Below are 21,257 nucleotides of genomic sequence, written 5' to 3' on the forward strand. Positions count from 1 at the left end.
GGACGATGACCCGTTGAAGATCTCGTGCGTCATCCTCACCATGGGTAACCGCGTCCCCGAGCTGGACCGGGCGGTCGAGTCCGCGCTGAACCAGGTCGACGGTGACGTCGAGGTGGTCATCGTCGGCAACGGCGCGGACGTCCCCGAGCTGTCGGCCACCGTGCCCCCGGGGTCCTCGGCCTCGATCAGGAGTGTGCGGCTGAACCACAACGCGGGCATTCCCGCGGGCCGCAACCGCGGCGTCGAGGAGTGCTCGGGCGACGTCGTCCTCTTCCTCGATGACGACGGCTGGTACGCCGACACCGAGCTCGTCTCCCACCTGCGGGAGCGCTTCTCCACCGAGCACGACCTCGCGGTCGTCTCCTTCCGGGTGAAGGACCCCGAGGGCGGCATCGGCCAGCGCCGCCACGTCCCCCGCCTGCGCGCGGGCGACCCCGAGCGGTCCTCCCCGGTCACCACCTTCCTGGGTGGCGCGTGCGCCATCCGCCGTTCGGCCTTCCTCCAGGTCGGCGGCCTCCCCGAGCGTTTCTTCTACGCCCACGAGGAGACCGACCTGGCCTGGAGGCTCCTGGGCGAGGGCTACCGCATCGAGTACGACGCCCAGACGGTCATGTACCACCCGCAGGTCCCCCCGACCCGGCACACCGACTTCTACCGCCTCAACGCCCGCAACCGGGTCTGGCTGGCCCGCCGCAACCTTCCCTGGGCGCTGGCCGTGCTCTACCTCCTCAACTGGATGGTGCTGACCCTGGCCCGCGAGCGCTCCAGGCCGGCCCTGCGCGCCTGGTTCAAGGGCTTCACCGAGGGGCTCCGCGAGCCCGCGGGCGAGCGCCGTCCCATGGGATGGAACACCGCCTGGCGGATGCTCCGCCTCGGCCGCCCGCCGATCGTCTGACCCCCGACCGGCGATGGACGTTTACACCCTCGGCGAGGCGTTCGGCGTCGTCACCAGCGGCCGGATCCGCCACGAGCACGAGGCCAGGCTGGACGTCGCCGGGGCCGAGTTCACCGTCGCGGTCGGGCTGTCCCGGCTCGGCCACCGGGTGGGCTGGCTGGGCAAGGTCGGCGGCGACGAGCTGGGGGCCAGGATCCTCACCGCGCTGCGCGGCGAGGGCGTGGACGTCTCCGACGCCCGGGTGGACGAGGGGTCCCCGACCGGGATCCTGCTGAAGGAGTCGAGGCTCGGCCAGGCGGCCAGGATCACGTACTACCGCACCGGCGTCAGGCTCGCCCAGGGGAACGTCCCCGTGGACCGGATCGCGACCTCCCGCATTCTGCACGTCAGCGGGATCACCGCCGCGCTGAGCGCGCGCGACGCCATGCACGCCGCCGTACGCGCCGCGCGGACCGCCGGGGTCGCGGTCTCGGTGGCGATCGACTACCACGACCAGCTCTGGCCCGACCTGCGCGAGGCCGAGGAGATCCTCAGCGTGCTGGCCTGCTCGGCCGACGTGCTGTTCGTCCGGCAGACCGAGCTCGACCTGGTCAAGCCCGCGCTCACCGGGGACCGCGAGGTCATCGTGACGCGCGGTGCCCGGGGGGCGAGCGTGCGGGTCGACGGGGTCCGCCACGACGCCGCCAGCTTCTCCGCGCCCGTGGTCGACCCCAACGGCGCCGGGGACGCCTTCGTCGCGGGCTATCTCAGCGCGCTGCTGGAAGGTCTCCACCCGGCCGACCGGCTACGCAGGGGCGCCCTGCTCGCCGCCTTCGCCTCGTCGGGACCCAGCGACTGGCAGGGACTGCCGACGAGGGCCGAGCTGCCCCTCCTGGAGCTCGACAACTGACCGGATGAGGCTCCGCCGGGGCCCTCAGGGCTCCTTGGCCTCGCCGAGGGTCATGGCCAGGTGGGAGATCGTGCTCGTCACCAGGGCCCGCTTGGGCAGGCCGAGCTCGCTCAGCTCCTTGGCGATCGGGTGGTTGCCCAGGCGGATGAGAGCGCCCCCGGGACGGGTGCGGATCCCCCGGGGGGACAGCGACCACGGGATACGGCGGGTGACGCCGTCCAGGTGGCTGTAGGCGTCGAGGGCGGTCATCATGCCGGTGCCCGGCACCGGGACGCCGGGTTTGATCAGCAGGTCCAGCACCAGGCGGCCGTCCTTGCGCAGGATGCACCGCTTGTAGGGGGAGGACGTCCGCAGGTCGATGTCGGCCAGCTCCTTGGGGAAGCCCCAGATGGCGCGGCCCGCCTCCATGGTGAAACCCTGGTCGACCGGGAGCCAGTGGACGAAGGCCCCCGCGCCGGTGCGGTGCAGCTCGGACAGGTTCGCGCGCAGCCCCCCGCCGGGGACGTGGCCCGCGCCGGGCGGCCTGGCCAGGAAGGCGACCCCGAACTCGTGGTAGCGGTCCAGGTCGCTGTCGCGGTAGTCGGCGAACACCAGCGTGCACAGGGCCTTACGGGGCAGCACCTCGGCGACGTCCAGGTGCGAGTAGGCGATCACGGCCCGCGCGGCGTCCGCCCGGACCAGGTAGGACGCGCTGCAGACCATGACGTCGCGGACGCGGACCGGCATGGCGACCTCGCGCCCCTGGATCAGATGGCGTGCCATGCCTCCAGTACACCAATCTCCCGGCCCGACGTCACTGGTTTGCCCGCCCATTCCTCCAGCCGTTCGACGAACGCGCCCGCGTGGTCCGGCCAGTTGTGGCGGGCCAGGGCCTCGGCGTGGCCGCGTGCCCCCATCTCGGCCGCCCCCTCCGGGTCGTCCCGCAGCGCCAGCACCGCGCGTACCGCCGCCTCGGTGTCCCCGAAGGGGACGACGACGCCGCACCCAGTCCCCTCGACCATGGACGCGGCGGCGGGCAGGGGGGTGGTGACCACGGGGACCCCCCGGGCCATGTAGTCGATGATCTTGGCCGGTACGGGCCGGGGGCCGGGCGCGTCGTGCGGGAGCGACAGACCGGCGATCGCCCCCTCGGCCATCCTCATCGCGTGCCGGTTGGCCACGTAGCCGTACCAGTCGAGCAGGCCCTCCCGCTGCGCGTCCCGCAGCAGCGGCCTGATCCGGACGTCGGCGGAGCCGATCAGGTCGAGCCTGATCCCGTGCGGGAGCAGCAGCCGGGCCGACTCGATCAGCTCGGCCACGCCCCCGGCCTCGGAGAGGTGGCCGACGTGGACCACCCGGTTCCGGCCGGGCGGCGCGGGCGGGCGCGGGGACACGTAGGCGGCGTTGGGCACGACCGGGTGGGGCCCGGAGAAGCGCTCCCGGTAGGACTCCTCGGCCAGGATCAGGTGCAGGCGGTGCTCCGCGCGGGCCTCGATCCGGCGTACCAGCGCGGGCAGGGCGCGGCGCAGGTTGCCGGGGAGGGGGAGACCGGCGCCCAGCGCGGCGGACGTGTCCCCGACGTCCTCACGGACGTCCCAGACGGTGGCGGGACGGCGCCTGGGCAGGCGGAACAGCAGGTCCACGTCGTGCACGACCAGCAGGTCGGCGCCCTCCACCCCGCGCTTGAGAGCCCCTCGCGCGGCCTTCAGGGCGCGTGCGCGACGGCTGGCGGTCGCCCGGGGTACGTCGATCGCGCGGATCCCCGGATCCGGGGTGACGTTGCAGTCGGTGAAGGGGGCGACGTAGGTGATCTCATGCCCGGCGTCGAGAAGCGACCGGATCTGCCGATGCATGATCCGGGTGTCCTCTGGGTGATGAGCGATTGTCGCGACGCATACCCGCATATCCCGATGCTGAGTGTTCGTTCCGTCATCACCGGATGTGTTGCGTTAATTACCGGGTAACTGAGGTTGAACTCTCCCTGGCGACGGGTGCGGTGCCGGTCGGTGCGGTGGTAGCGGCAGTGGTGTCGACGGCGGTGTCGGCGGGAGGGGACGGGCGCCGGTAGAGCCACACCAGGCGGGGTTCGAGCATCCACTTGAAGAGTTTGCGGGTCTCCGGCAGGCACAGCACGATGGCCAGGGCGAGCGAGCTGGACGCGATCGCCGCCACGCCCAGCGGGCCGTACAGCCAGGGGAAGCTCAGCCAGCCCTGGTCCTTGGCGATGACCACCACGACGCCGTGGAGCAGGTAGGCGTACAAAGTGCGGGTGCCGAGGTCGGAGAACCAGGTCTCGCCCCGGGGCACCAGCGCGAGCACCGCGACCGTCATGACCAGCGCCGCGATCAGCACGGCGCCGCGCACGCCGAAGCCCAGCCACCAGGACATGTCCATCGCCTTGAAGCTGTAGCGGAAGTAGATCGGGTCGAGCGGGACGCGGGGCGCGATGACGACCGCCACCACGGCGGCGCCGACGAGGACGACCGCTGAGGTGATCTTGACCCAGAGGGGCTTGAGCAGGTCGAAGTGCTCCGGCTTGAGCAGCAGGCCGAGCACGTAGAACGGCAGCAGGCCGAAGAAGCGGTCGATGCTGAAGTCACCGGAGATCTCCGAGAAGCCCGCGGCCATGTAGATGACCACCGCGACCAGCAGCGGCTGCCGCATCCGCGTCCAGATGGGCGTGGAGATCCGCCAGAGGACCAGGGCCAGCAGGTACCAGTTGAGCCAGGCCGGATCAATTATCGTCAGCGTCCACTTCTGGCCAAGCCCGTAGCGGAGCAGCGCGTAACCGATCTCCACGACCACGTACGGGATCAGCAGGGTGTCGACCAGCTTGTTGATCTTCGCGTTGGAGTTCCAGAAGTTGCGGCCCAGGTAGCCGCTGATCAGCACGAACGCCGGCATGTGGAACATGTAGATGAACAGGTACGCGGACTCCGCCGAGTGCGCCTTCAGGGTGGGGACCAGCGAGTGGCCCGTCACCACCAGGGCGATCAGGACGAACTTCACGTTGTCGAGGTACGGTTCGCGCTTCTTCTTGGCCGGGGCGGCCGGGGTCTCCTCCTCGGCGACCATCTCGCGCTCGCGCTCGGCCCGAAGCTCCTGCTCGGCATGCGGGCCCTGGTTCCAGAACGAGGGCTCGCTCTCCCGGCCGGTGTTGTCCCTCTCCCAGTACGAGAAAGGGCGCGCGGCTGGCTGGGGCTCCTGCCGGGGGCGCGGGGCTCCCGTACTCGGGAACCGCACGGGGGCCTGGGGCTCTCCGGGGAGCCGGGGACGTCCGGGAAGCTCGGGCTCCTCGGGGGGCCGGGGGGGTCCCTGGGCGGGCGCCCGGCCGGGAGCCTGAGGGTACGAGGCCCCTCCTCGCGGGGCCCCTTCCCGTGGGATTCCTCCCCGCGTGGCCCCGCCCTGGGGGGTTTCTCCCTGCGGGGTCTCTCTCCGCGGGGTTTCTCTCCGCGAGGGAACGTGCGGTGGCGTGGGCGGCGGAGCCCAGTCGGGCCGGGGGGACGGCACCTGGGGGGCGCCCTGCGGAGGGGTGGGGCCCTCGTCCGCCCACGACGGCACCCGAGGGGCGGGCTCCTCCCGCGCCCATGACGGCCCCGAGGGGGCGGATCCCTCCGGTGCCCACGACTCCTGCGCCCACGACGGCCCGTCCTGCGCCCAGGCGGGCTCCTCACGGGCCCACGACGGGTCCTGGGGGACCGGCTCGGGCTCCAGGGGCTTGGACAGGTCGAGCGGGTCGTGGGAGCTGTAGGAGCTGTAGGGCCCGCCGGGGTGAGATCCGCTCTGGTGAGGCCCGCTGGAGTGAGGTCCGCTCTGGTGGGGGCCGCTGGAGTGAGGCCCGCTCTGGTGGGGGCCGCCGGAGTGAGACCCGCTGGATTGGGGTCCGCCGGGGTGGGGCTCGCGGTACGCCGGGTAGGCCCCCCACTCGGTGACCTCGCCGGGGCTCTCCTCCCAGCCGTCCCCGGCGTCGCGCCGGGACGTCCTGCCGGAGGTGACCTGACCCGGAGGCTCCGGCCACGAGGGCTGGGATCCTCCGGGCGCCTGCGCGTGGCCGGGCGCGGGCCACGGAGCGGACCTCCGGCCCTGCCCGCCGGTGGACCCACCGGAGCCGGGGTCGGAACCGCCGTCGTCCTGGGGGGCCGGCACCTGGAAGGATCGGATGTCGCTCACGAGGGGGAGGCTCAGCTATCTGTCGGAGACCGGGGAGTAGTCGGGCAGACGTGCGGGGCGCCCGGGGGCGGGCCGGGGACGCGGGCAGGCATTCGCCTCGCCGCCTTGACCAACCCTAAACCGACTGTGAGCCCTCTGTCGCACGCGCGCACTTCGATTCGGGCGGTTCTCGGGTAATCGTGACTGTCCACAACCCGGCGAACGGCCGGTGCCCGCCGTTCTCCCCGGCGACGGCTTCCCGTCACCCGGTCGTGGTGTCCGGTTCACCGGTTTTTCGCTGTCCTGTCCGGGTGGGCGTTCGCTTCGCCCTGTTGTCCGGCTGTGCTCGGGTGCGGCGTCCGGTCCTGTTCGGGTGGGTGTTTCGCTTCGTCCGATTGTTCGGCTGTGTTCGGTCGCGGTGTCCGGTCCCGTTCGGCCCGGCGTTCGTTCTGCCCGGTTGCCTGGCCGTGTTCGGTCGCGGTGTCCGGTTCCGTTCGGCCGGGCGTTCGTTCTGCCCGGTTGTCCGGCTGTGTTCGGGGGCGGCGTCCGGTTCGCCGGGTTTCGCCCGGTCATCGTGGCCGTACCCGGCCACGGTGGCCGACCCGGTCGCCTTATCGGGGCGGCCGGGTCACGGGAGGAGGGGCCTCAGGTGCAGGGGTTGGTCTTGCTGTCGACGACCTTGTCCGTGAGGGCGTCGGGGATCTTCGGGAGGGCGCGGACGCCCGGCCAGTCGGCGCCGATGACCAGCTGGATGACCGGCCCGGTGGGGGCCTTGCCGCCCGGGGTGGGCGGGGGCGCCACGGCCGGGACGTACTTCTCGGTGGTGACCGGCTTGACCTTGCCCTCGACCGGGGCCCGCTTGTCGCCGGAGAGCCTGGCGGCCACCGCGTCGCCGTACGAGACGCCGTCGGCGGCGTCCTTCTTGGCGTAGCGGATCGTGGTGGTGGGCGCGTTGGCGGTCGCCGGGCGGGCGTTGCCGACGTGGGTGACCACGAAGCCCTGGTCGGCGAGTTCGGCGGCGACCTCCCTGGCCCTGTTCGGGGTGTCCGTGCCGTTGAACACCTGGAGCCTGACCTGCTCGCGCTTGACGGCTGGCTTGGCCTTGGGGTCCGGGGGCGGGGTGACCTCGGTGTCGCTCTTGATCGCGGCGAACAGCTGGTTCGCGTACGGCTGCACCCAGGCGACCCGGTTCGGGTCGTCGGGGTGGGGGCCCCACGGGACGGTGATCAGCTTGACGCCGCTCGCGGTCAGTTTCTGGGCGCTCTGCCCGATCTGGAGGAGGGTGGTGGTGTCCTTGGCCAGCTCCTCGTCCATCCGGACGGACTTGGCGGTGGTCGTGATGAAGTTCAGCATCTTACCGGGGTCGGTCAGCAGCTCGCTGCTGGTGGCCTTCTTCACCACCTGGCTGAGGAAGACCTGCTGGCGCTTGATGCGGCCGATGTCGCTGCCGTCGCCGTAGTTGCGCAGCCGGACGTAGCCCAGCGCCTTCTCGCCCGCGAGGAGGTGCCAGCCCGCCGGGAGGGTGAGCTTGGACTTCTTGTCGTCGACCGGCTTGGTCAGGCAGATTCTGACGCCGCCCAGGGCGTTCACGATGTTCTTGAAACCGGTGAAGTCGACCTCGACGAAATGGTCGATGCGGATGTCGGTGAGCGACTCCAGCGTGGTGATCGTGCAGGTGATGCCGCCCTCGTTGTAGGCGGCGTTGATCATCTCGGTGCGGGCCGCGACCGGCGTGCCGTTCTCCGCCTTGCAGGGGGGCATGTTGACCATGGAGTCGCGGGGGAAGCTGACGAAGGTCGCCTTGTCGCGGTCGGGGGCGATGTGCATGAGGATGATCGTGTCGGTGCGCTTGCCCGCCTCGGCCATCTTCTGGCCGTACTTCAGGTTGTCGCCCTCGCGGGTGTCGGAGCCCACGATCAGCACGTTGAGGGCGCCCTTGACGGCCGCGGGGCGGTTCTGGCCGAGCTTGCCGCTGAGGTCGACGGTCTGGAACTCGCCGAGCGTGTCCCGGTAGACCTTGTAGCCGCCCAGGGTGCCGAGCACCAGCAGGCCGGTCGCCGCGATGCTCGCCCAGGCGCCGACGCTGAGCCGCCGCTGTTTGCCGCGGCCCCTGCCCTTCGGCGCCGTTTCCCCCGGTGGCGGCGGGAGATCCTTCGGCGGGGCCTCCTGGGGGGCGTCCCCTCTCGCGCGCCGCGCGCCCCGGTGACCGGGGGAGGTCTGTTCGCTCCGGCGGTCCCTGACGGCCGCCTGCCGGTGGTCGCTCATGCGATCCTTCCGCTCGGCGGCGGCGTCGTCCGGTGCTCGTGCTCGATCATCGAGCCCAAAGAGTAGATCACGAGGTGCGCGCCAGGAGTCGTGATGATGCGAACTTGGCCAAGACCGCCCCCTGCCACCGCCATGATGTATCCGGCGGCCAGCATACTCAAATACGGACATTCGTTGGAATGTTACTAAAATTAGGTTTACGAACCACAAGTGCCGCCGCCAGGCAGGCGGCGGGCACGGCCGGCAGGACGTACCGGTAGTCGAACTCCGCCACCGCCGGTGGCATCACCAGCAGCACCACCGCCACCGACCAGGGCAGCGCCCACGCCGTCGAGTCCGGGCGGAAACGCCGGACGCACGCCGCCGCGGGCGGTAGCAGCAGGATCACCAGGACCGCCGCGCCAGGCAGTCCGGCGATTCCCTGGTAGGTACGCATCCAGCCCGCGTACGGTTCGACGATCCGGGTGGAGATCGGGCCCTGTTCGTAGCGCTTCGCGGCCTCGGCGCCCACCGTCGCCGGATATCGCCCAGGTGGCGCGGGCGGTGTCGCGGGGAACAGGTAGTAGTCGTAGACCTCCTGATCCGGGTAGACCGGGCGGCCCACGGTGAACGAGCGGGCCAGTTCCGTGGCGACCGAGCCGAGATAGTCCAGCGGCTGGCTCTGGATCGCCAGCGACGCGAACCGCCCGGCCAGCGCGTCGTTCGCCCGGGTGAAGGTGATGCCGGGCAGCTTGACCAGCGGGGAGTCCTGCGCCCAGACGTACTCCTGCGCGGGAGGCCGCCGGTCGGGCGGGCGGGGGTCGCAGAGCACCGCCAGGTCCGGCGGCGGGCGCATCACGCCGCAGTCGGCGAAGGTCATCGCCTTGCCGTACAGGAAGACGCCGTTCGCGCCCACGATGCCGATCCGCTGGTACGTCGCGTAGAACCAGGCCCCGTACCCCAGGACAGGCACCGTCGCGGCGGCGAGCATCACCCCCGCCGCGAACACCCGGCCCCGCTCCCTGAAGATCAGCCAGGCCGCGAAGAGCGCCACCAGCGGCAGCCCGACGGTCCTGGTCAGCGTCGCCGCCGCGAGCAGCAGCCCGATCCCGCACGCCGTACGCCATCCGACGGAGCCGCGCACGGCCAGGCAGGCCGCCGACATGACCAGGACCGCGAACAGGGTGTCGGAGACCAGCAGGTGTTCCAGCTCGATCTGGTAGGCGTCCAGGAGGGAGGGGACGGACGCGAGCGTCGCGGCCCAGCCGGGCGCCCGCAGCCGCCGCGCGGTGAGGTAGACCAGCACGCCGACCAGCAGCCCGAGCAGGTGCTGGGCCAGCGCGACGACGGCGAACTCGTGGAACGGTTCGAGCAGCCGCATGAACATCGGGTACCCGGCGGGACGGACCAGGTCGGGCCGGGGTTTCAGCGCGGTGACGACGTACGTGTAGGAGTCGGGGAACCAGAGCGCGGGCCGGTAGCCGAGCATGGTGATCACCCGCAGCGCGATCCCCGCGCCCAGCACGGCCAGGAACCAGCCGTGGTCCGCGAGCCCGCGGCGACCCGGGAGCCCACGGCGGCCCGGAAACTCGCGGTCGCCCCGAAAACCGCGATACCGCCGCACCCACCCGATCACTCGTCCCCCTCGTCGCACGCTGCGCGTACGCTACCGGCTCCCACCCGGCCCCGCGTCGCACCGGTCTCACGTCGCACCGGCCCCGTGTCCGTGCCTTCGGGTCTCATGCCCTCCCGGCTCCCCGTCCGGCTCCTGGCCTCGCCTGTGTCCGGTGCCCGGTCTCGTGTCCGCGTTTTCGGATCTCACGTCCTCCCGGCTCCCGGCCTCGCTTGCGTTCGGCGCCCGGTCTCATGCCCGCCCGGCTCCCCGTCCGGCTCCTGGCCTCGCTTGCGTTCGGCGCCCGGTCTCGCGTCCGCCCGGCTCCCCGTATGGCGCCCGGTCTCGGCCACGTCTGCCCCGTACCCGTCCAGGCCCGGCGTGCCCGGTGCGGGCCGGGGTTGGTACTACGCTCGGTTCGCATCATGACCACCGGCTGGCTGGACCGTACGCGCAGGCCCTCGGCGGGCAGGGTGCTCGCCGTGGTCTCCGTCGTGCCCACGCTCGTCCTGGCGGGCTGGCTGCTGGCCGGGCTGCCGCTGCTGCTGCTCGGCTGGTTCCGGCCGCTCGCCGCGGTCCCGCTGGGCCTGGCGGCCGTCGCGCTGCTGTGCCGGTACGGCCTGCGCCGCCTGCCGGAGACCGTCGAGGCGACCGCCTGGCAGGTCACCGGGGTGCTCGCCGCCGCCCTGGGCTCCGGGATCTTCAACGGCCTGCTCCACGGCGAGCAGCTGATCGTCCGCCGCGATCCCGCCACCTACGCGCAGTACGGCATCTGGCTGGCCGGGCACGGCTCGCTGCCGATCCCCTTCCAGGAGCAGGCGTTCGGCGGCACCGACCCGGCGCTCCACTTCGACAGCGTGGGCTTCTACGCCTCGGGTGGCGCGGTCGTGCCGCAGTTCATGCCGGGGGCGCCGATGCTCCACGTGGTGGGCGCCTGGCTGGGGGACGTCGCGGGGCTGTTGCTGGTGCCGCCGGTGCTGGGGGCGGCGGCCGTGCTCGTCCTCGCGGGGGTCGTCGCCCGGCTCGCCGGGGCCCGCTGGGCGCCCCTCGCCGCGCTGGTCTTCGCCGTCTGCCTCCCGATCCTCTACACCTCGCGGACGACCTTCAGCGAGATCCCCTCGCTGGTCCTGCTCTTCGGCGGTCTCGCCCTGCTGCACGACGCCGAGGCCAGGCTCCGCACTCGTGGCCCCCGTGGCCCCCGTGCCGCCGACGTCGGCCACCCGCCGCCCGTGCCCTCCGGTCCCGGTCCCGGTCCCGGTCTCGCCTCCGACCCCGACCCCGACCCCGGCTCCGGTTCAGGTGAGAAGCTCGCGCGGGCGGGGGCCGCCCTGGCGGGGCTGGTGTTCGGGCTGGCCGTCCTGGTCAGGATCGACGGGCTGCGCGACGTGCTCCCCGTGCTCGTCTACGCCGGGCTGCTCATCGCCCTGCGCCGGGCGGGGGACCGCGACGGGGGACGGCTGGGCGTGCCGCTGCTCGGCGGGCTGGCGGCCGGGACCGGGCTGGGCCTGGCCGCCGCGTACCTGCTGTCCAGGCCGTACCTGAGATACCTGTCGGACTCGGTGGTCCCGCTGCTGGCCATCTGCGGCGCGGTCGTGGCGCTCACCGTGGTGGCGGCGGCGCTCGCCCCGCGGCTCGCGGCCCCGCTGCGGCGGATGGCCGCGATCCCGAGGCTGCCCGAGATCGCCGCCGGTCTGGTCGTGCTGGTCGCGGCGGCCTTCGCCGCCCGGCCGTGGCTGGAGACCGTGGTACGGCCGCCCGTCACGGCTGACGACCGGATGACCGCGCAGTTCATCGAGGGGGTCCAGCGGATCAACCGCCTGCCGATCGACGGCTCCCGGCTCTACTACGAGAACTCGGCGTACTGGGTGATCTGGTACATCGGGCTTCCGGCGGCGATCATGGCCACGGTCGCCGCGGCCGTGCTCGCGCGCAGGCTCGTCAGGGGGACGGGCTCCGGCTGGCTGCTGCCGCTGGCCGTCATCGGCTGGACCACGGTCACCACGCTCTACCGGCCAGGCATCACCCCCGACCAGCCGTGGGCCGCCCGGCGGCTGGTTCCCGTCGTCATCCCCGGCCTGATCCTGCTCGCCGTCTGGGGCCTGCGCTGGGCGCGCGACCGGGCGCGGAGGGCGGGGTACGGCCAGACCGCGCGCAGGGGCCTCGTCGCGGCCGGCGCGGTCCTGTTCCTGGTCCCCCCGGTGATCACCTCGGGGGGAACGGCGTTCAGCCCGGTCGACCGCGACGAGCTGGCCGCGGTCGAGGCCATGTGCGCGGCCCTCCCGCCGCGCGCCTCGGTGCTCGTCGTCGAGCGTGTCACCGCCGCCCGCTTCACCCAGGTGGTCCGGGGCGTCTGCGGCCTGCCCGCCGCCCGGCTCAGCATCTACCGCGCCGACGTCCCCAGGTCCTCCGACGTCGCCCGCCTCGCCGCCCGCGTCCGCGCCGCGGGCCGCACCCCGGTCCTGCTCGCCGCCGAGTCCCGCCAGCTCTCCGGGTACGGGACCCCCGTCCACATCATGAACCTCCGCACCCGCCAGGACGACCGCTCCCTCGTCGACCCCCCCAACAACACCTGGTCCCTGGCCGCCGACGTCTGGATGGCCGTTCCACGCGCGAACACGGACACGTGAGAGACGGGGGCCGGGCTCCGGTCTCCACGGAGGAGTTCCCCAAGGGGGTTGCCAAGGATGCCCGGGGAAGCCGTCCTGAGAAGGCGATGTGCGCTCGGGGCTCGTCCGGGCAGAGTATCCTCGCCCGTCGAGAGCATGCCCGAGAGCCCGAGAGTGGATCAGCCGTGGACGCAACGCCGTACGTGACCATCGTCCTGCCGTGTTACAACGAGCAGGACCACGTCATCGCCGAGGTCGAGCGCATCTGCGAGGCGATGGACCACAGCGGATACACCTACGAGCTCGTGGCCGTCGACGACTTCTCCACCGACGAGACCCTGGCCAGGCTGCAGGAGGCCGCGCCCAGGTTCCCGAACATGCGGATCAGGGCCTTCCACCGCAACGGCGGCTCAGGCACGGTACGCAGGATCGGCACCCAGGAGGCGCGCGGCGAGATCGTCGTGTGGACCGACGCCGACATGACGTACCCGAACGAGCGCATCCCCGAGCTCATCCAGATCCTGGAGAAGGACCCGGCGATCGACCAGGTCGTGGGCGCGCGGACCAGCGAGGAGGGCTCGCACAAGTTCCTGCGGGTCCCGGCCAAGTGGTTCATCCGCAAGGTGGCCGAGCGGCTGGCCGGGCAGAAGATCCCCGACCTCAACAGCGGGCTGCGGGCGTTCCGCAAGTCGGTCGCCAAGCCCTATCTGCGGCTGCTGCCCCCCGGCTTCTCCTGCGTCACGACGATCACGCTGTCGTTCCTGTCGAACCAGCACGACGTCTACTACCTGCCGATCGGCTACAGCAAGCGGGCGGGCAAGTCCAAGTTCAGCTTCGTCTCCGACGCCTACCGCTACATCCTCCAGGTGCTGCGGATGATCATGTACTTCAACCCGCTCAAGGTCCTCATGCCGCCCGCCATCTGGCTGATCTGCATCGGTGTGGGCAAGGGCGTCTACGACAACGTCAAGACGCCGTTCTACCTGGCCAGCAACACCATCGTGATCTTCCTGTCCGGCCTGCTCATCGGCTCGCTGGCGCTGCTGGCCGACCTCATCGTGCGCTCCAGGAGCGAGTAGATGCGGATCGCCGTCATCGGGCCGACGTACCCCTACAAGGGCGGCGGGGCCGCGCACACCACCGAGCTCGCCCACCGGCTGCGGGCCGCCGGGCACGACGTGGTGATCGAGTCGTGGCGGGCGCAGTACCCCTCCTTCCTGTATCCGGGGAAGCAGACCGCCGACACGCCCGACGGCGAGCCGTTCCCGCACGTCCGGCGCGACCTCGACTGGCGCCGCCCGGACGGCTGGGTCCGCGCCGGGCGGCGGCTCAGGAGCGCCGACCTGGTCATCCTCGCCGTCCTCAGCCCGGTGCAGGTCCCGCCCTACCTGGGCATCCTGTACGGCCTGCGCCGCGGGACCCGGGTCGTGGCGCTCTGCCACAACGTCCTGCCGCACGAGCGCAAGCCGTACGACCTGCCGCTGATGAGGGCGCTGCTGCGCCGGGTGGACGAGGTGCTCGTCCACTCGGAGGGACAGGCGGCCAAGGCCCGCGACCTGACCTCCGCGCCCGTACGGGTGGCCGAGATGGCGCCGCACCTGCCCTCGGGGACCGGGGGGCACGGCCCGGCGGAGGGTGTGCACCGCAGGCTGCTGTTCTTCGGCCTCGTCCGGCCGTACAAGGGGCTGGACCTGCTGGTCCGCGCGCTGCCCGAGGGCGTGTCGCTGCGGGTCGCCGGGGAGTTCTGGGGCGGCCTGGAGGAGACGACCAGGGCGCTCGTCGCCGAGCTGGGACTGGACGGGCGGGTGGAGCTGCGGCCGGGGTACGTGGCCTCGGCCGACGTGCCGGGGCTGTTCGCGGACGTGGACGCGCTCGTCCTGCCCTACCGGAGCGGGACGGCGAGCCAGCAGGTGTGGCTCGGCCACGAGCACGGGGTCCCGGTCGTCGCGAGCCGGGCGGGCACGCTCGGCGACCACGTCACCGACGGGGTGGACGGCCTGCTGGTCGAGCCCGGCTCGGTGGAGGGGCTGCGCGCCGCGCTGGCCGCGTTCTACCGGCCGGGCGAGCCCGAGCGGCTACGCGCCGGGGTGAAGGCCGTCGACCCCGAGCCGTATTGGACCTCCTACGTCGAGACGCTGGTCTCCTCGCGCTGACCCGGACGACCCCGAGCCGTACTGGACCTCCTACGCCGAGACGCCGGTCTCCTCGCGTTGATCGGCGGGGGCGGAGAGGCGTCCCCAGAGGAAGCCGATCCCGGCCCAGCTCAGGTCGGCCAGGGTGAACATCACCCTGGACACCACCGCGGCCACCAGCGCCCTGGGGGAGTCGAGCACCGGCGCCAGGGCGAGCACCAGCGCCCCCTCGCGGACGCCGATCCCGGCCGGGACGATCACCGTGACGATGCCCGTCGCCCAGGCCAGCGCGTAGGCGCCGACCGCCACCAGGTAGAGGGAGTCGCCAGAGGCGCCCAGGTCGGCCATGGGGAGCAGCAGGTGGGGGCCGTACACCAGCCAGCCGGTGATCGTGAGGGCGACCGCGAGGAGCACGGCCCGGCCGCCGAGCAGCCTGCCCTGGCCGAGGGGCTCCTGGCGGGCGATCCGCAGGGCCAGGTTGAGGCCGAAGGTGAGCACCGCCGGGTGCAGGCAGACGGCGATGACGGGGATCAGCGCCAGCAGGTACCACGCCTGGGTCATGGTCTCGCGCAGGGTCACCGCCGCGACGAGGAGGGCGCAGCCCAGGGAGATCAGCAGGGCGAGGGAGACGGAGCCGAACATGCGCCGGGGCGGGACGTCGTGGTCGCGGCCGAGCTCCATCATCGCGGCGTACGCCCAGACGCTGCCCGGCACGTACTTGCCGAGCTGGCCGACGAAGAACACCCTCGCGGTGCTCCCGAGGGGGAGCGGCGAGCCCATCCCGGCCAGCACCGCCCGCCAGGCCAGCGTCATGACGCCGATCCCGGCCATCACCGAGAGGTAGGACCCGCCGAGCGACCACCACGACAGCTGGGAGATCGCGGCCGTCGTCTCCTCGCGGTTCCTCACCAGGCCGTAGCCGAGGAAACCCACCGCGACCAGCGCGAGCAGCACCCGGAGGAGGCGGCTTGACCGCAGTCGGCTGAGCATCCGCCAAGGGTACGACGGTGTCCTTACCCGACGGTAGGGTCGCGGGTCACCGGTACTCTTGGGCGGCGTGGCGGAGCGCCGTACGAAGTCCGTGCGAAGGACGCCGTCGTGAGCCGTCCCGAGCCGTCCTGGGGCGTACGAGACGTCCTCGCGGTGTCACAGGGACCGGTGTCACACGGATCGGTGTCACACAGGCCGGTGTCACGCGGGCAGGGTGTCACAGGCCGGTGTCACGCGGGCAGGGTGTTACGCGGGCCGGGTGTCACGCGGAGGGGAAGAAGAGGAGCGGTGAGCGAGTGATGAGCGCCGAGCGGGTCGCGCAGCTTGAGTACTCCGAGTTCCAGGCGGCGATGCTGGACGAGGAGAAGCGCCGCAGGAAGGCCGCGAAGATCGTCGCGGTGCTCGGGCACTTCCTCGGCAGGGACACGGACGTCCTCGCCGGTCTGACGGTCGCCGACATCGGCTGCTCGGCGGGCTTCATCGCCGACGAGCTGGCCGCGGCGGGCGCGAGCCGCACGTTCGGCGTCGACATCGACGTGCCGGGCCTGCGCAAGGCGTCCCGGCGGTTCGGCGAGCGGGTCGAGTTCGTGTGCGCCGACGGTACCGCGCTGCCCTTTCCCGACGGCTCGGTCGACGTGCTGGTCTTCAACCACATCTACGAGCACGTGGTCGACCCGGACGCGATCATGGCCGAGATGCGCCGGGTGCTGTCCGACGACGGCGTTCTCTACCTGGGGCTGGGCAACCGGCTCGGGGTGATGGAGCCGCACTACAAGCTGCCGTTCCTGTCCTACCTGCCGCCCGCGCTGGCCGACCGCTACGTGCGGCTCTCCGGCCGGGCCGACAGCTACTACGAGCGCTACCGCACCCGCCGCGGCCTGCGGAGAATGGTGCGCGGCCTGCGGGTGTGGGACTACACCTTCCCGGTGCTCGCCACCCCGGCCGCGTTCGCCGGGAACGAGCTCTTCCCCGGCGTGGTGGGGCGGGTGGCGGGCGGGGTGCTGTCGAGGCTGCCCCGCCCGGTGCTGCGGGCCCTGCTGCCGGTGGTGCCCACCTACCTGTGGGTGGCGACCAGGGGCGACCGCCGCCCGGCCGGGCCCTCCCTGCCCCGGCCGCCAGAGCCGGTACGCCCCCTGTGAACTCCGTACGGGCCTTTCCGGGGCGTGTCGTGACGAGCCGCGCGCCTTCCCGACGGGCCTCCCGTGAGCCTTTCCCGGAGCCGGTACGGGCCTCCCGTGAGCCTTTTCCGGAGCACGCCGTGATCCGCGCGACCCCGGTGGGGCTCCCGTGACCGCGCGGGCCGGGTCCGGCGCGTTCTCCCCGAGGCGGCTGGCCCGCGTCGCCTTCCTGCTCGTCGCGCTCGGGTTCGGCGCGTGGGTGGTGGTGAGCCAGTGGGACGAGATCCGCGCGGGGTTCGCCCGGCTGTCGTGGACGTCGCTCGCGCTGTCGCTGGTCGCGGTGCTCGCCGCGCTGTGCGGCGGGATGATGACGTGGCGGGCGCTGCTGGCCGACCTGGGCTCGCCGCTGCCCCTGCGCGCGGGGGCGAGGGTCTTCTTCGTTGGCCAGCTGGGCAAGTACATCCCGGGCTCGCTGTGGCCGGTGATCGCCCAGATGGAGATGGGCCGGGAGCTGGGGGTGCCCAGGTCGCGGAGCGCGGCGGCGTTCTTCCTCACGCTGCCGGTGCAGCTCGGCAGCGGGCTGGTGGTCTCGGGGGTGACCCTGCTGACGGCGCTGCCGGGATCGGTGGCGCCGTACGCGTGGGTGTTCCTGCTGATCCCGGTGCTCGCGGTGGCCTTCGAGCCGAGGGTGGTCAACGCGGTCCTCGGGTTCGGGCTGCGGAAGCTGAGGCGCGAGCCGCTGGAGCGCCCGCTCACCCGCCGGGGCATGCTCACCGCGCTGGGCTGGGCGCTGCTCGGCTGGGTCGCGTACGGGCTGCATCTGGCGGCGGTCGTCCACGACCTGGGGTCCTCGGGTTTTTCCGCGGTCCTGTTCTCGATCGGGGCGTTCGCGCTGTCGTGGTGCCTGGGGATCATGACGTTCGTCGTCCCGGCGGGAGCGGGGGTGCGCGAGGTGGCGATGGTGGCCGTTTTGGCACCCGTCCTGGACCGGGGATCGGCCATCGCGGCGGCGCTCTGCTCCCGGATCGTGATCATTCTCGGTGATCTCCTCTGCGCCGGTCTCGCGGGTCTCGCCGCGCGCCGCGCCGAGGGGTCCCGGAACGACCACGCTTCGGGAAAAGCAGTGTGATTTCCCCCACGATTCCGGACCCTCTGGCAATAGAGTAAACAGAGGAAGGGGACGGTCGTCCCGATTGTGGATCATGAGGGGAGCGATCCTTCTTGACGCCGAGAGTGCTCGTCGACGCGGCCGCGGTTCCGGCCGATCGCGGTGCGCTGATCAGGTACGTCGATGGACTCGTCGCCGCACTGGACAGGGCGGGCGCTGACCTCGCGGTCGTCTGCCAGCGCGCCGATGCCGCCCGATACGCCGGACTAGCGCCCTCCGCACGGATCGTGCCGGGGCCTCACGGGATCACCAACAGGGCCGCTCGCCTGACCTGGGAACAGACGGGTCTCCCGTTCCTGGCCCGGCAGGTCGGCGCCCAGGTCATCCACGCCCCCTACTACTCGATACCGCTGAGCCCCGGTCTGCCCACCGTGGCGACCGTGCACGACCTCACCTGCTTCACCGAGCCCCTGCAGCACGACGCGGTCAAGGCGGCGTTCTTCCGCGCCGCGACCCGCACCGCGGTCCGGCACGCCGCCCGGGTGATCGTGCCCTCCAAGGCCACCAGGGACGAGCTGATCAGGATCCTCTCGGCCGACCCGACCCGCATCGACGTCGCGTACCACGGGGTCGACCCGGCGCTGTTCCACCCGCCGTCCGAGCGGGAGATCACGCACGCCTCCGACCGGCTCGGCCTGCACGGCACCCCGTACGTCGCCTTCCTCGGCCCGCTGGAGCCGCGTAAGAACGTGCCAAACCTGATCCGCGGCTTCGTCAGGGCCGTCGAGGACCTCCCGGCCCCGCCCGCCCTGGTGCTCGCCGGGGGCATCCGCGACGTCGAGGTGGACGCCGCGGTGGAGGAGGTCCCCTCGACCGTGCGGGTGCTGCGGCCGGGCTTCCTGTCGTTCGCCGACCTGTGCGGTTTCCTCGGCGGGGCGGTGGTCGCGGCCTTCCCCTCGCGGGGCGAGGGCTTCGGGCTGCCGGTGCTCGAGGCGATGGCCTGCGGCGCGCCGGTGCTCACCACCCACCGCACCTCGCTGCCCGAGGTGGGCGGCGACGCGGTCGCCTACACCGAGCCGGACGCCGAGAGCATCGCCGAGGCGCTGCGGACGCTGCTCTCGTCACCCGAACGCAGGGAGAAGCTGTCCGTGGCCGGGATCGCCCGCGCCAAGGAGTTCACGTGGGACGCCTCGGCCGAGGCGCACCTGCTCTCCTACCAGCGCGCGGCCGAGTAGTGAGCTAACCTCGCGGAATGATGGAGACCCCCTTGCCCGATCTAGAGGCGATCCTCCTTGTCGGCGGACGAGGGACGCGCCTGCGTCCGATGACGCTCGGCACGCCGAAGCCCCTGCTGCCCACGGCCGGGGTTCCCTTCCTGGCCCACCAGCTCGCCAGGGCGCGGGCCTTCGGCGTGCGGCGCATCGTGTTCGCCACCTCCTACCGGGCGGAGATGTTCTCCGAGGCGTTCGGGGACGGCGAGGCGTTCGGCCTCGCGCTCGAATACATGACGGAGGAGGTCCCGCTCGGCACCGGCGGAGCCATCCGCAACGCCGCGGGGGCGCTGACCTGCGGCCCCGATGATCCGGTGCTGGTGCTCAACGGCGACATCCTGTCCGGTCACGACATCGGCGAGCAGGTCGCGACGCACGTCGCCAGGGGCGCCGCCCTCACCCTGCACCTGACCGAGGTGGACGACCCCTCGCGCTTCGGCTGCGTGCCGACCGACGAGGACGGGCGGGTGACCGCCTTCCTGGAGAAGACCCCCAACCCGGTCACCAACCGGATCAACGCCGGATGTTACGTCTTCACCCGCTCGGTGATCGACACGATCCCCGAGGGCCAGGTCGTCTCGGTCGAGCACGAGACCTTCCCCGGCCTGATCGAGGACGGCGCCCTGGTGCTCGGCTACGCCGACGCCTCCTACTGGCTCGACGTGGGCACGCCCGCGGCCTTCGTGAAGGGCTCCCGCGACCTGGTCCTCGGCCGTCTCGCCTCGCCCGCCCTGCCGGGTCCCACCGGCGACTTCCTCGCCCTGCCCGGCGCGATGATCTCGCCGGAGGCCAAGGTCTCCGGCGGTTCCGTGATCGGCGCCCGCGCGGTCGTGGAGTCGGGGGCACAGATCAGCGGCAGCGTCCTCGGGGACGACTGTGTCGTGCACCCGGGCGCGGTCGTGGTCGACTCGGTGGTCGGCATCGGGGCGCGGGTCGACTCTGGAGCGGTCCTGAGGGACGTGGTGCTCGGCGACGGCGCCGTGGTCGGCTCGGGGAACGAACTTCTCGCGGGCAGCCGGGTCTGGCCGGGCGTCGTGCTCCCCGAGACCGCGATCCGCTTCTCCAGCGACATCTGACGACGCCCTGGGCGCGTGGCGGGGACCTTCGTGAGGGAACGTGAGTGGTGCCCGCCGTGGCCGGTCGACCTGGCGCTGGCGCTCGACCCGCACCGGCGCGGCACCGGCGACCCCACCCTGAGGACGGCGCCCGGCGGGGCCTTCTGGCGGACCTCGCGCACGCCGGACGGGCCGGGGACGCTGCGGGTGGCCCCGGTGGGCGGCGGGGTGGCGGCCACGGCGTGGGGGCCGGGGGCGGAGTGGATGCTGGAGACGCTTCCCGCGCTGCTGGGCGACGGCGACGACGTGTCGGGGTTCGTCCCCGGGCACGACTGGCCGACGGTGCTGCGGAACGCGGTGAGACGCTATCCGGGGCTCAGGATCGGCAGGACGTCAAGGGTGCTGGAGGCGCTGGTCCCGGCCGTGCTGGAGCAGAAGGTGGTGTCCACCGAGGCGTGGCGGGCGTGGCGGTGGCTGCTGGGCCGCTACGGCGAGCCCGCGCCGGGTCCCGCGCCCGAGGGGATGAGGGTCTTTCCCGAGCCCGAGGTGTGGCGGTCGATCCCGTCGTGGGACTGGCATCGCGCGGGGGCGGAGGCGGTGCGGGCCCGTACGATCGCGAACGCCGCCCGGCACGCGGGGAAGCTGGAGGCGATCGGGGGCAGCGCCGACGCGGATCGGCTGCTGAGGGCGCTGCCCGGGATCGGGGTGTGGACGTCCGCAGAGGTGCGCCAGCGCTCGTACGGTGACGCGGACGCCGTCTCGGTGGGCGACTTCCACCTGCCGTCGCTGGTCGGCTGGTCGCTCAGCGGCGAGCGGGTGGACGACGCGCGGATGCTGCGGCTGCTCGCTCCCTACCGGGGGCACCGGCACCGGGTCAGCCGGCTGCTGGGGTTGGGCGGTGTGCGGCCACCCGCGCGCGGGCCGAGGATGCCCGTACGCGACTACCGGTCGTTCTGAGCGCTCCCTCGTCGGGGGAGGGGTCGTCGTCGTGCCAGTCGAGGCTGTCGCGCGTGTCGGCTCCGACCAGCGGGGCGAGGACGGCGACGGCGGCGAGGACGAGGAGAAACCAGATCATTTTCGGCTCCTGGTGGATGGGTTTCCCGCGGATGTGGGGTCCGGGTGATGCCTCTAATTTATGCATCTGCAAGCATTTACGTCTATCGAGACTTGCTTGACCGCATGCTTTAGGAGATCTGAAGTATCGAGCCC

The 21,257-nt window shown here is 72.4% G+C and carries 16 protein-coding genes; 10 read left to right on the forward strand and 6 right to left on the reverse strand.

All coding sequences use genetic code 11. The annotated features are described in order from the left end of the window. The first annotated feature begins 13 nt into the window (after positions 1-13). Together ACW9TB_RS18070 and ACW9TB_RS18075 are read left to right on the forward strand one after the other, a co-directional pair. Complete coding sequence (locus tag ACW9TB_RS18070) at positions 14-895, forward strand: glycosyltransferase family 2 protein (RefSeq protein WP_472749306.1); 882 nt, start codon at positions 14-16, stop codon at positions 893-895. 13 nt (positions 896-908) lie between these two features. Beyond that, positions 909-1,784 carry a sugar kinase gene (locus tag ACW9TB_RS18075; RefSeq protein ID WP_472749166.1) on the forward strand — a complete coding sequence of 292 codons (876 nt, stop codon included), beginning with the start codon at positions 909-911 and terminating at the stop codon, positions 1,782-1,784. A gap of 24 nt (positions 1,785-1,808) precedes the next feature. Here the strand turns inward: ACW9TB_RS18075 and ACW9TB_RS18080 are convergent, their stop codons facing one another. The 5 genes from ACW9TB_RS18080 to ACW9TB_RS18100 form a co-directional block, all read right to left on the reverse strand. Continuing rightward, the gene (locus tag ACW9TB_RS18080) at positions 1,809-2,546 is read right to left on the reverse strand and encodes an acetoacetate decarboxylase family protein (protein WP_472749167.1); all 738 of its coding nucleotides are present in this window, start codon (positions 2,544-2,546) and stop codon (positions 1,809-1,811) included. Next, a complete protein-coding gene (locus ACW9TB_RS18085) occupies positions 2,531-3,616 on the reverse strand; it encodes a glycosyltransferase (RefSeq protein ID WP_472749168.1) in 1,086 nt (361 codons plus the stop codon). Before ACW9TB_RS18085 ends, ACW9TB_RS18080 begins: the two co-directional genes overlap by 16 nt. Before the next feature lie 100 nt (positions 3,617-3,716). Next, positions 3,717-5,933: an acyltransferase family protein gene (locus ACW9TB_RS18090; RefSeq protein ID WP_472749169.1), complete on the reverse strand. Its 2,217-nt coding sequence runs from the start codon at positions 5,931-5,933 to the stop codon at positions 3,717-3,719. 624 nt (positions 5,934-6,557) lie between these two features. Continuing rightward, on the reverse strand, positions 6,558-8,177 hold the full coding sequence (locus ACW9TB_RS18095) for an LCP family protein (RefSeq protein WP_472749170.1): 1,620 nt from the start codon (positions 8,175-8,177) through the stop codon (positions 6,558-6,560). Positions 8,178-8,334: 157 nt separating this feature from the next. Further along, entirely contained in the window at positions 8,335-9,792 is a 1,458-nt protein-coding gene (locus ACW9TB_RS18100; protein WP_472749171.1) for a hypothetical protein, read from the reverse strand. Positions 9,793-10,193: 401 nt separating this feature from the next. On the opposite strand from ACW9TB_RS18100, the gene ACW9TB_RS18105 reads away from it, so the two are divergent. From ACW9TB_RS18105 to ACW9TB_RS18115, 3 genes are all read left to right on the forward strand, one after another. Continuing rightward, the gene (locus ACW9TB_RS18105) at positions 10,194-12,395 is read left to right on the forward strand and encodes a hypothetical protein (protein WP_472749172.1); all 2,202 of its coding nucleotides are present in this window, start codon (positions 10,194-10,196) and stop codon (positions 12,393-12,395) included. Between the two features lie 164 nt (positions 12,396-12,559). Next, a complete protein-coding gene (locus ACW9TB_RS18110; protein WP_472749173.1) occupies positions 12,560-13,453 on the forward strand; it encodes a glycosyltransferase family 2 protein in 894 nt (297 codons plus the stop codon). Next, a complete protein-coding gene (locus ACW9TB_RS18115) occupies positions 13,454-14,527 on the forward strand; it encodes a glycosyltransferase family 4 protein (protein ID WP_472749174.1) in 1,074 nt (357 codons plus the stop codon). A 30-nt stretch (positions 14,528-14,557) separates the two neighbouring features. On the opposite strand, the gene ACW9TB_RS18120 is transcribed toward ACW9TB_RS18115, so the two are convergent. Further along, a complete protein-coding gene (locus ACW9TB_RS18120) occupies positions 14,558-15,496 on the reverse strand; it encodes a lysylphosphatidylglycerol synthase domain-containing protein (RefSeq protein WP_472749175.1) in 939 nt (312 codons plus the stop codon). A 299-nt stretch (positions 15,497-15,795) separates the two neighbouring features. On the opposite strand from ACW9TB_RS18120, the gene ACW9TB_RS18125 reads away from it, so the two are divergent. The 5 genes from ACW9TB_RS18125 to ACW9TB_RS18145 all read left to right on the forward strand — a co-directional run bounded on the left by ACW9TB_RS18125 (position 15,796) and on the right by ACW9TB_RS18145 (position 21,005). Then, positions 15,796-16,635, forward strand: coding sequence for a class I SAM-dependent methyltransferase (locus ACW9TB_RS18125; protein WP_472749176.1), 840 nt, complete (start codon positions 15,796-15,798; stop codon positions 16,633-16,635). 148 nt (positions 16,636-16,783) lie between these two features. Beyond that, complete coding sequence (locus tag ACW9TB_RS18130; protein WP_472749177.1) at positions 16,784-17,743, forward strand: lysylphosphatidylglycerol synthase domain-containing protein; 960 nt, start codon at positions 16,784-16,786, stop codon at positions 17,741-17,743. A gap of 92 nt (positions 17,744-17,835) precedes the next feature. Then, positions 17,836-18,957 carry a glycosyltransferase family 4 protein gene (locus ACW9TB_RS18135; RefSeq protein ID WP_472749178.1) on the forward strand — a complete coding sequence of 374 codons (1,122 nt, stop codon included), beginning with the start codon at positions 17,836-17,838 and terminating at the stop codon, positions 18,955-18,957. Positions 18,958-18,989: 32 nt separating this feature from the next. Next, a complete protein-coding gene (gene manB / locus ACW9TB_RS18140) occupies positions 18,990-20,069 on the forward strand; it encodes a mannose-1-phosphate guanylyltransferase (RefSeq protein ID WP_472749179.1) in 1,080 nt (359 codons plus the stop codon). Between the two features lie 30 nt (positions 20,070-20,099). Further along, complete coding sequence (locus ACW9TB_RS18145) at positions 20,100-21,005, forward strand: DNA-3-methyladenine glycosylase family protein (RefSeq protein WP_472749180.1); 906 nt, start codon at positions 20,100-20,102, stop codon at positions 21,003-21,005. Positions 21,006-21,257 lie beyond the last annotated feature (252 nt).

This window comes from Streptosporangium sp. H13245 (assembly GCF_055690525.1).

Bases quoted from the DNA above. Each gene is read 5' to 3' on its own strand.
- ACW9TB_RS18075 (WP_472749166.1), top strand. From the start codon at position 909: ATGGACGTTTACACCCTCGGCGAGGCGTTCGGCGTCGTCACCAGCGGC.
- ACW9TB_RS18120 (WP_472749175.1), bottom strand. From the start codon at position 15,496: ATGCTCAGCCGACTGCGGTCAAGCCGCCTCCTCCGGGTGCTGCTCGCG.
- ACW9TB_RS18105 (WP_472749172.1), top strand. From the start codon at position 10,194: ATGACCACCGGCTGGCTGGACCGTACGCGCAGGCCCTCGGCGGGCAGG.
- ACW9TB_RS18085 (WP_472749168.1), bottom strand. From the start codon at position 3,616: ATGCATCGGCAGATCCGGTCGCTTCTCGACGCCGGGCATGAGATCACC.
- ACW9TB_RS18095 (WP_472749170.1), bottom strand. From the start codon at position 8,177: ATGAGCGACCACCGGCAGGCGGCCGTCAGGGACCGCCGGAGCGAACAG.
- ACW9TB_RS18080 (WP_472749167.1), bottom strand. From the start codon at position 2,546: ATGGCACGCCATCTGATCCAGGGGCGCGAGGTCGCCATGCCGGTCCGC.
- ACW9TB_RS18125 (WP_472749176.1), top strand. From the start codon at position 15,796: ATGAGCGCCGAGCGGGTCGCGCAGCTTGAGTACTCCGAGTTCCAGGCG.
- ACW9TB_RS18115 (WP_472749174.1), top strand. From the start codon at position 13,454: ATGCGGATCGCCGTCATCGGGCCGACGTACCCCTACAAGGGCGGCGGG.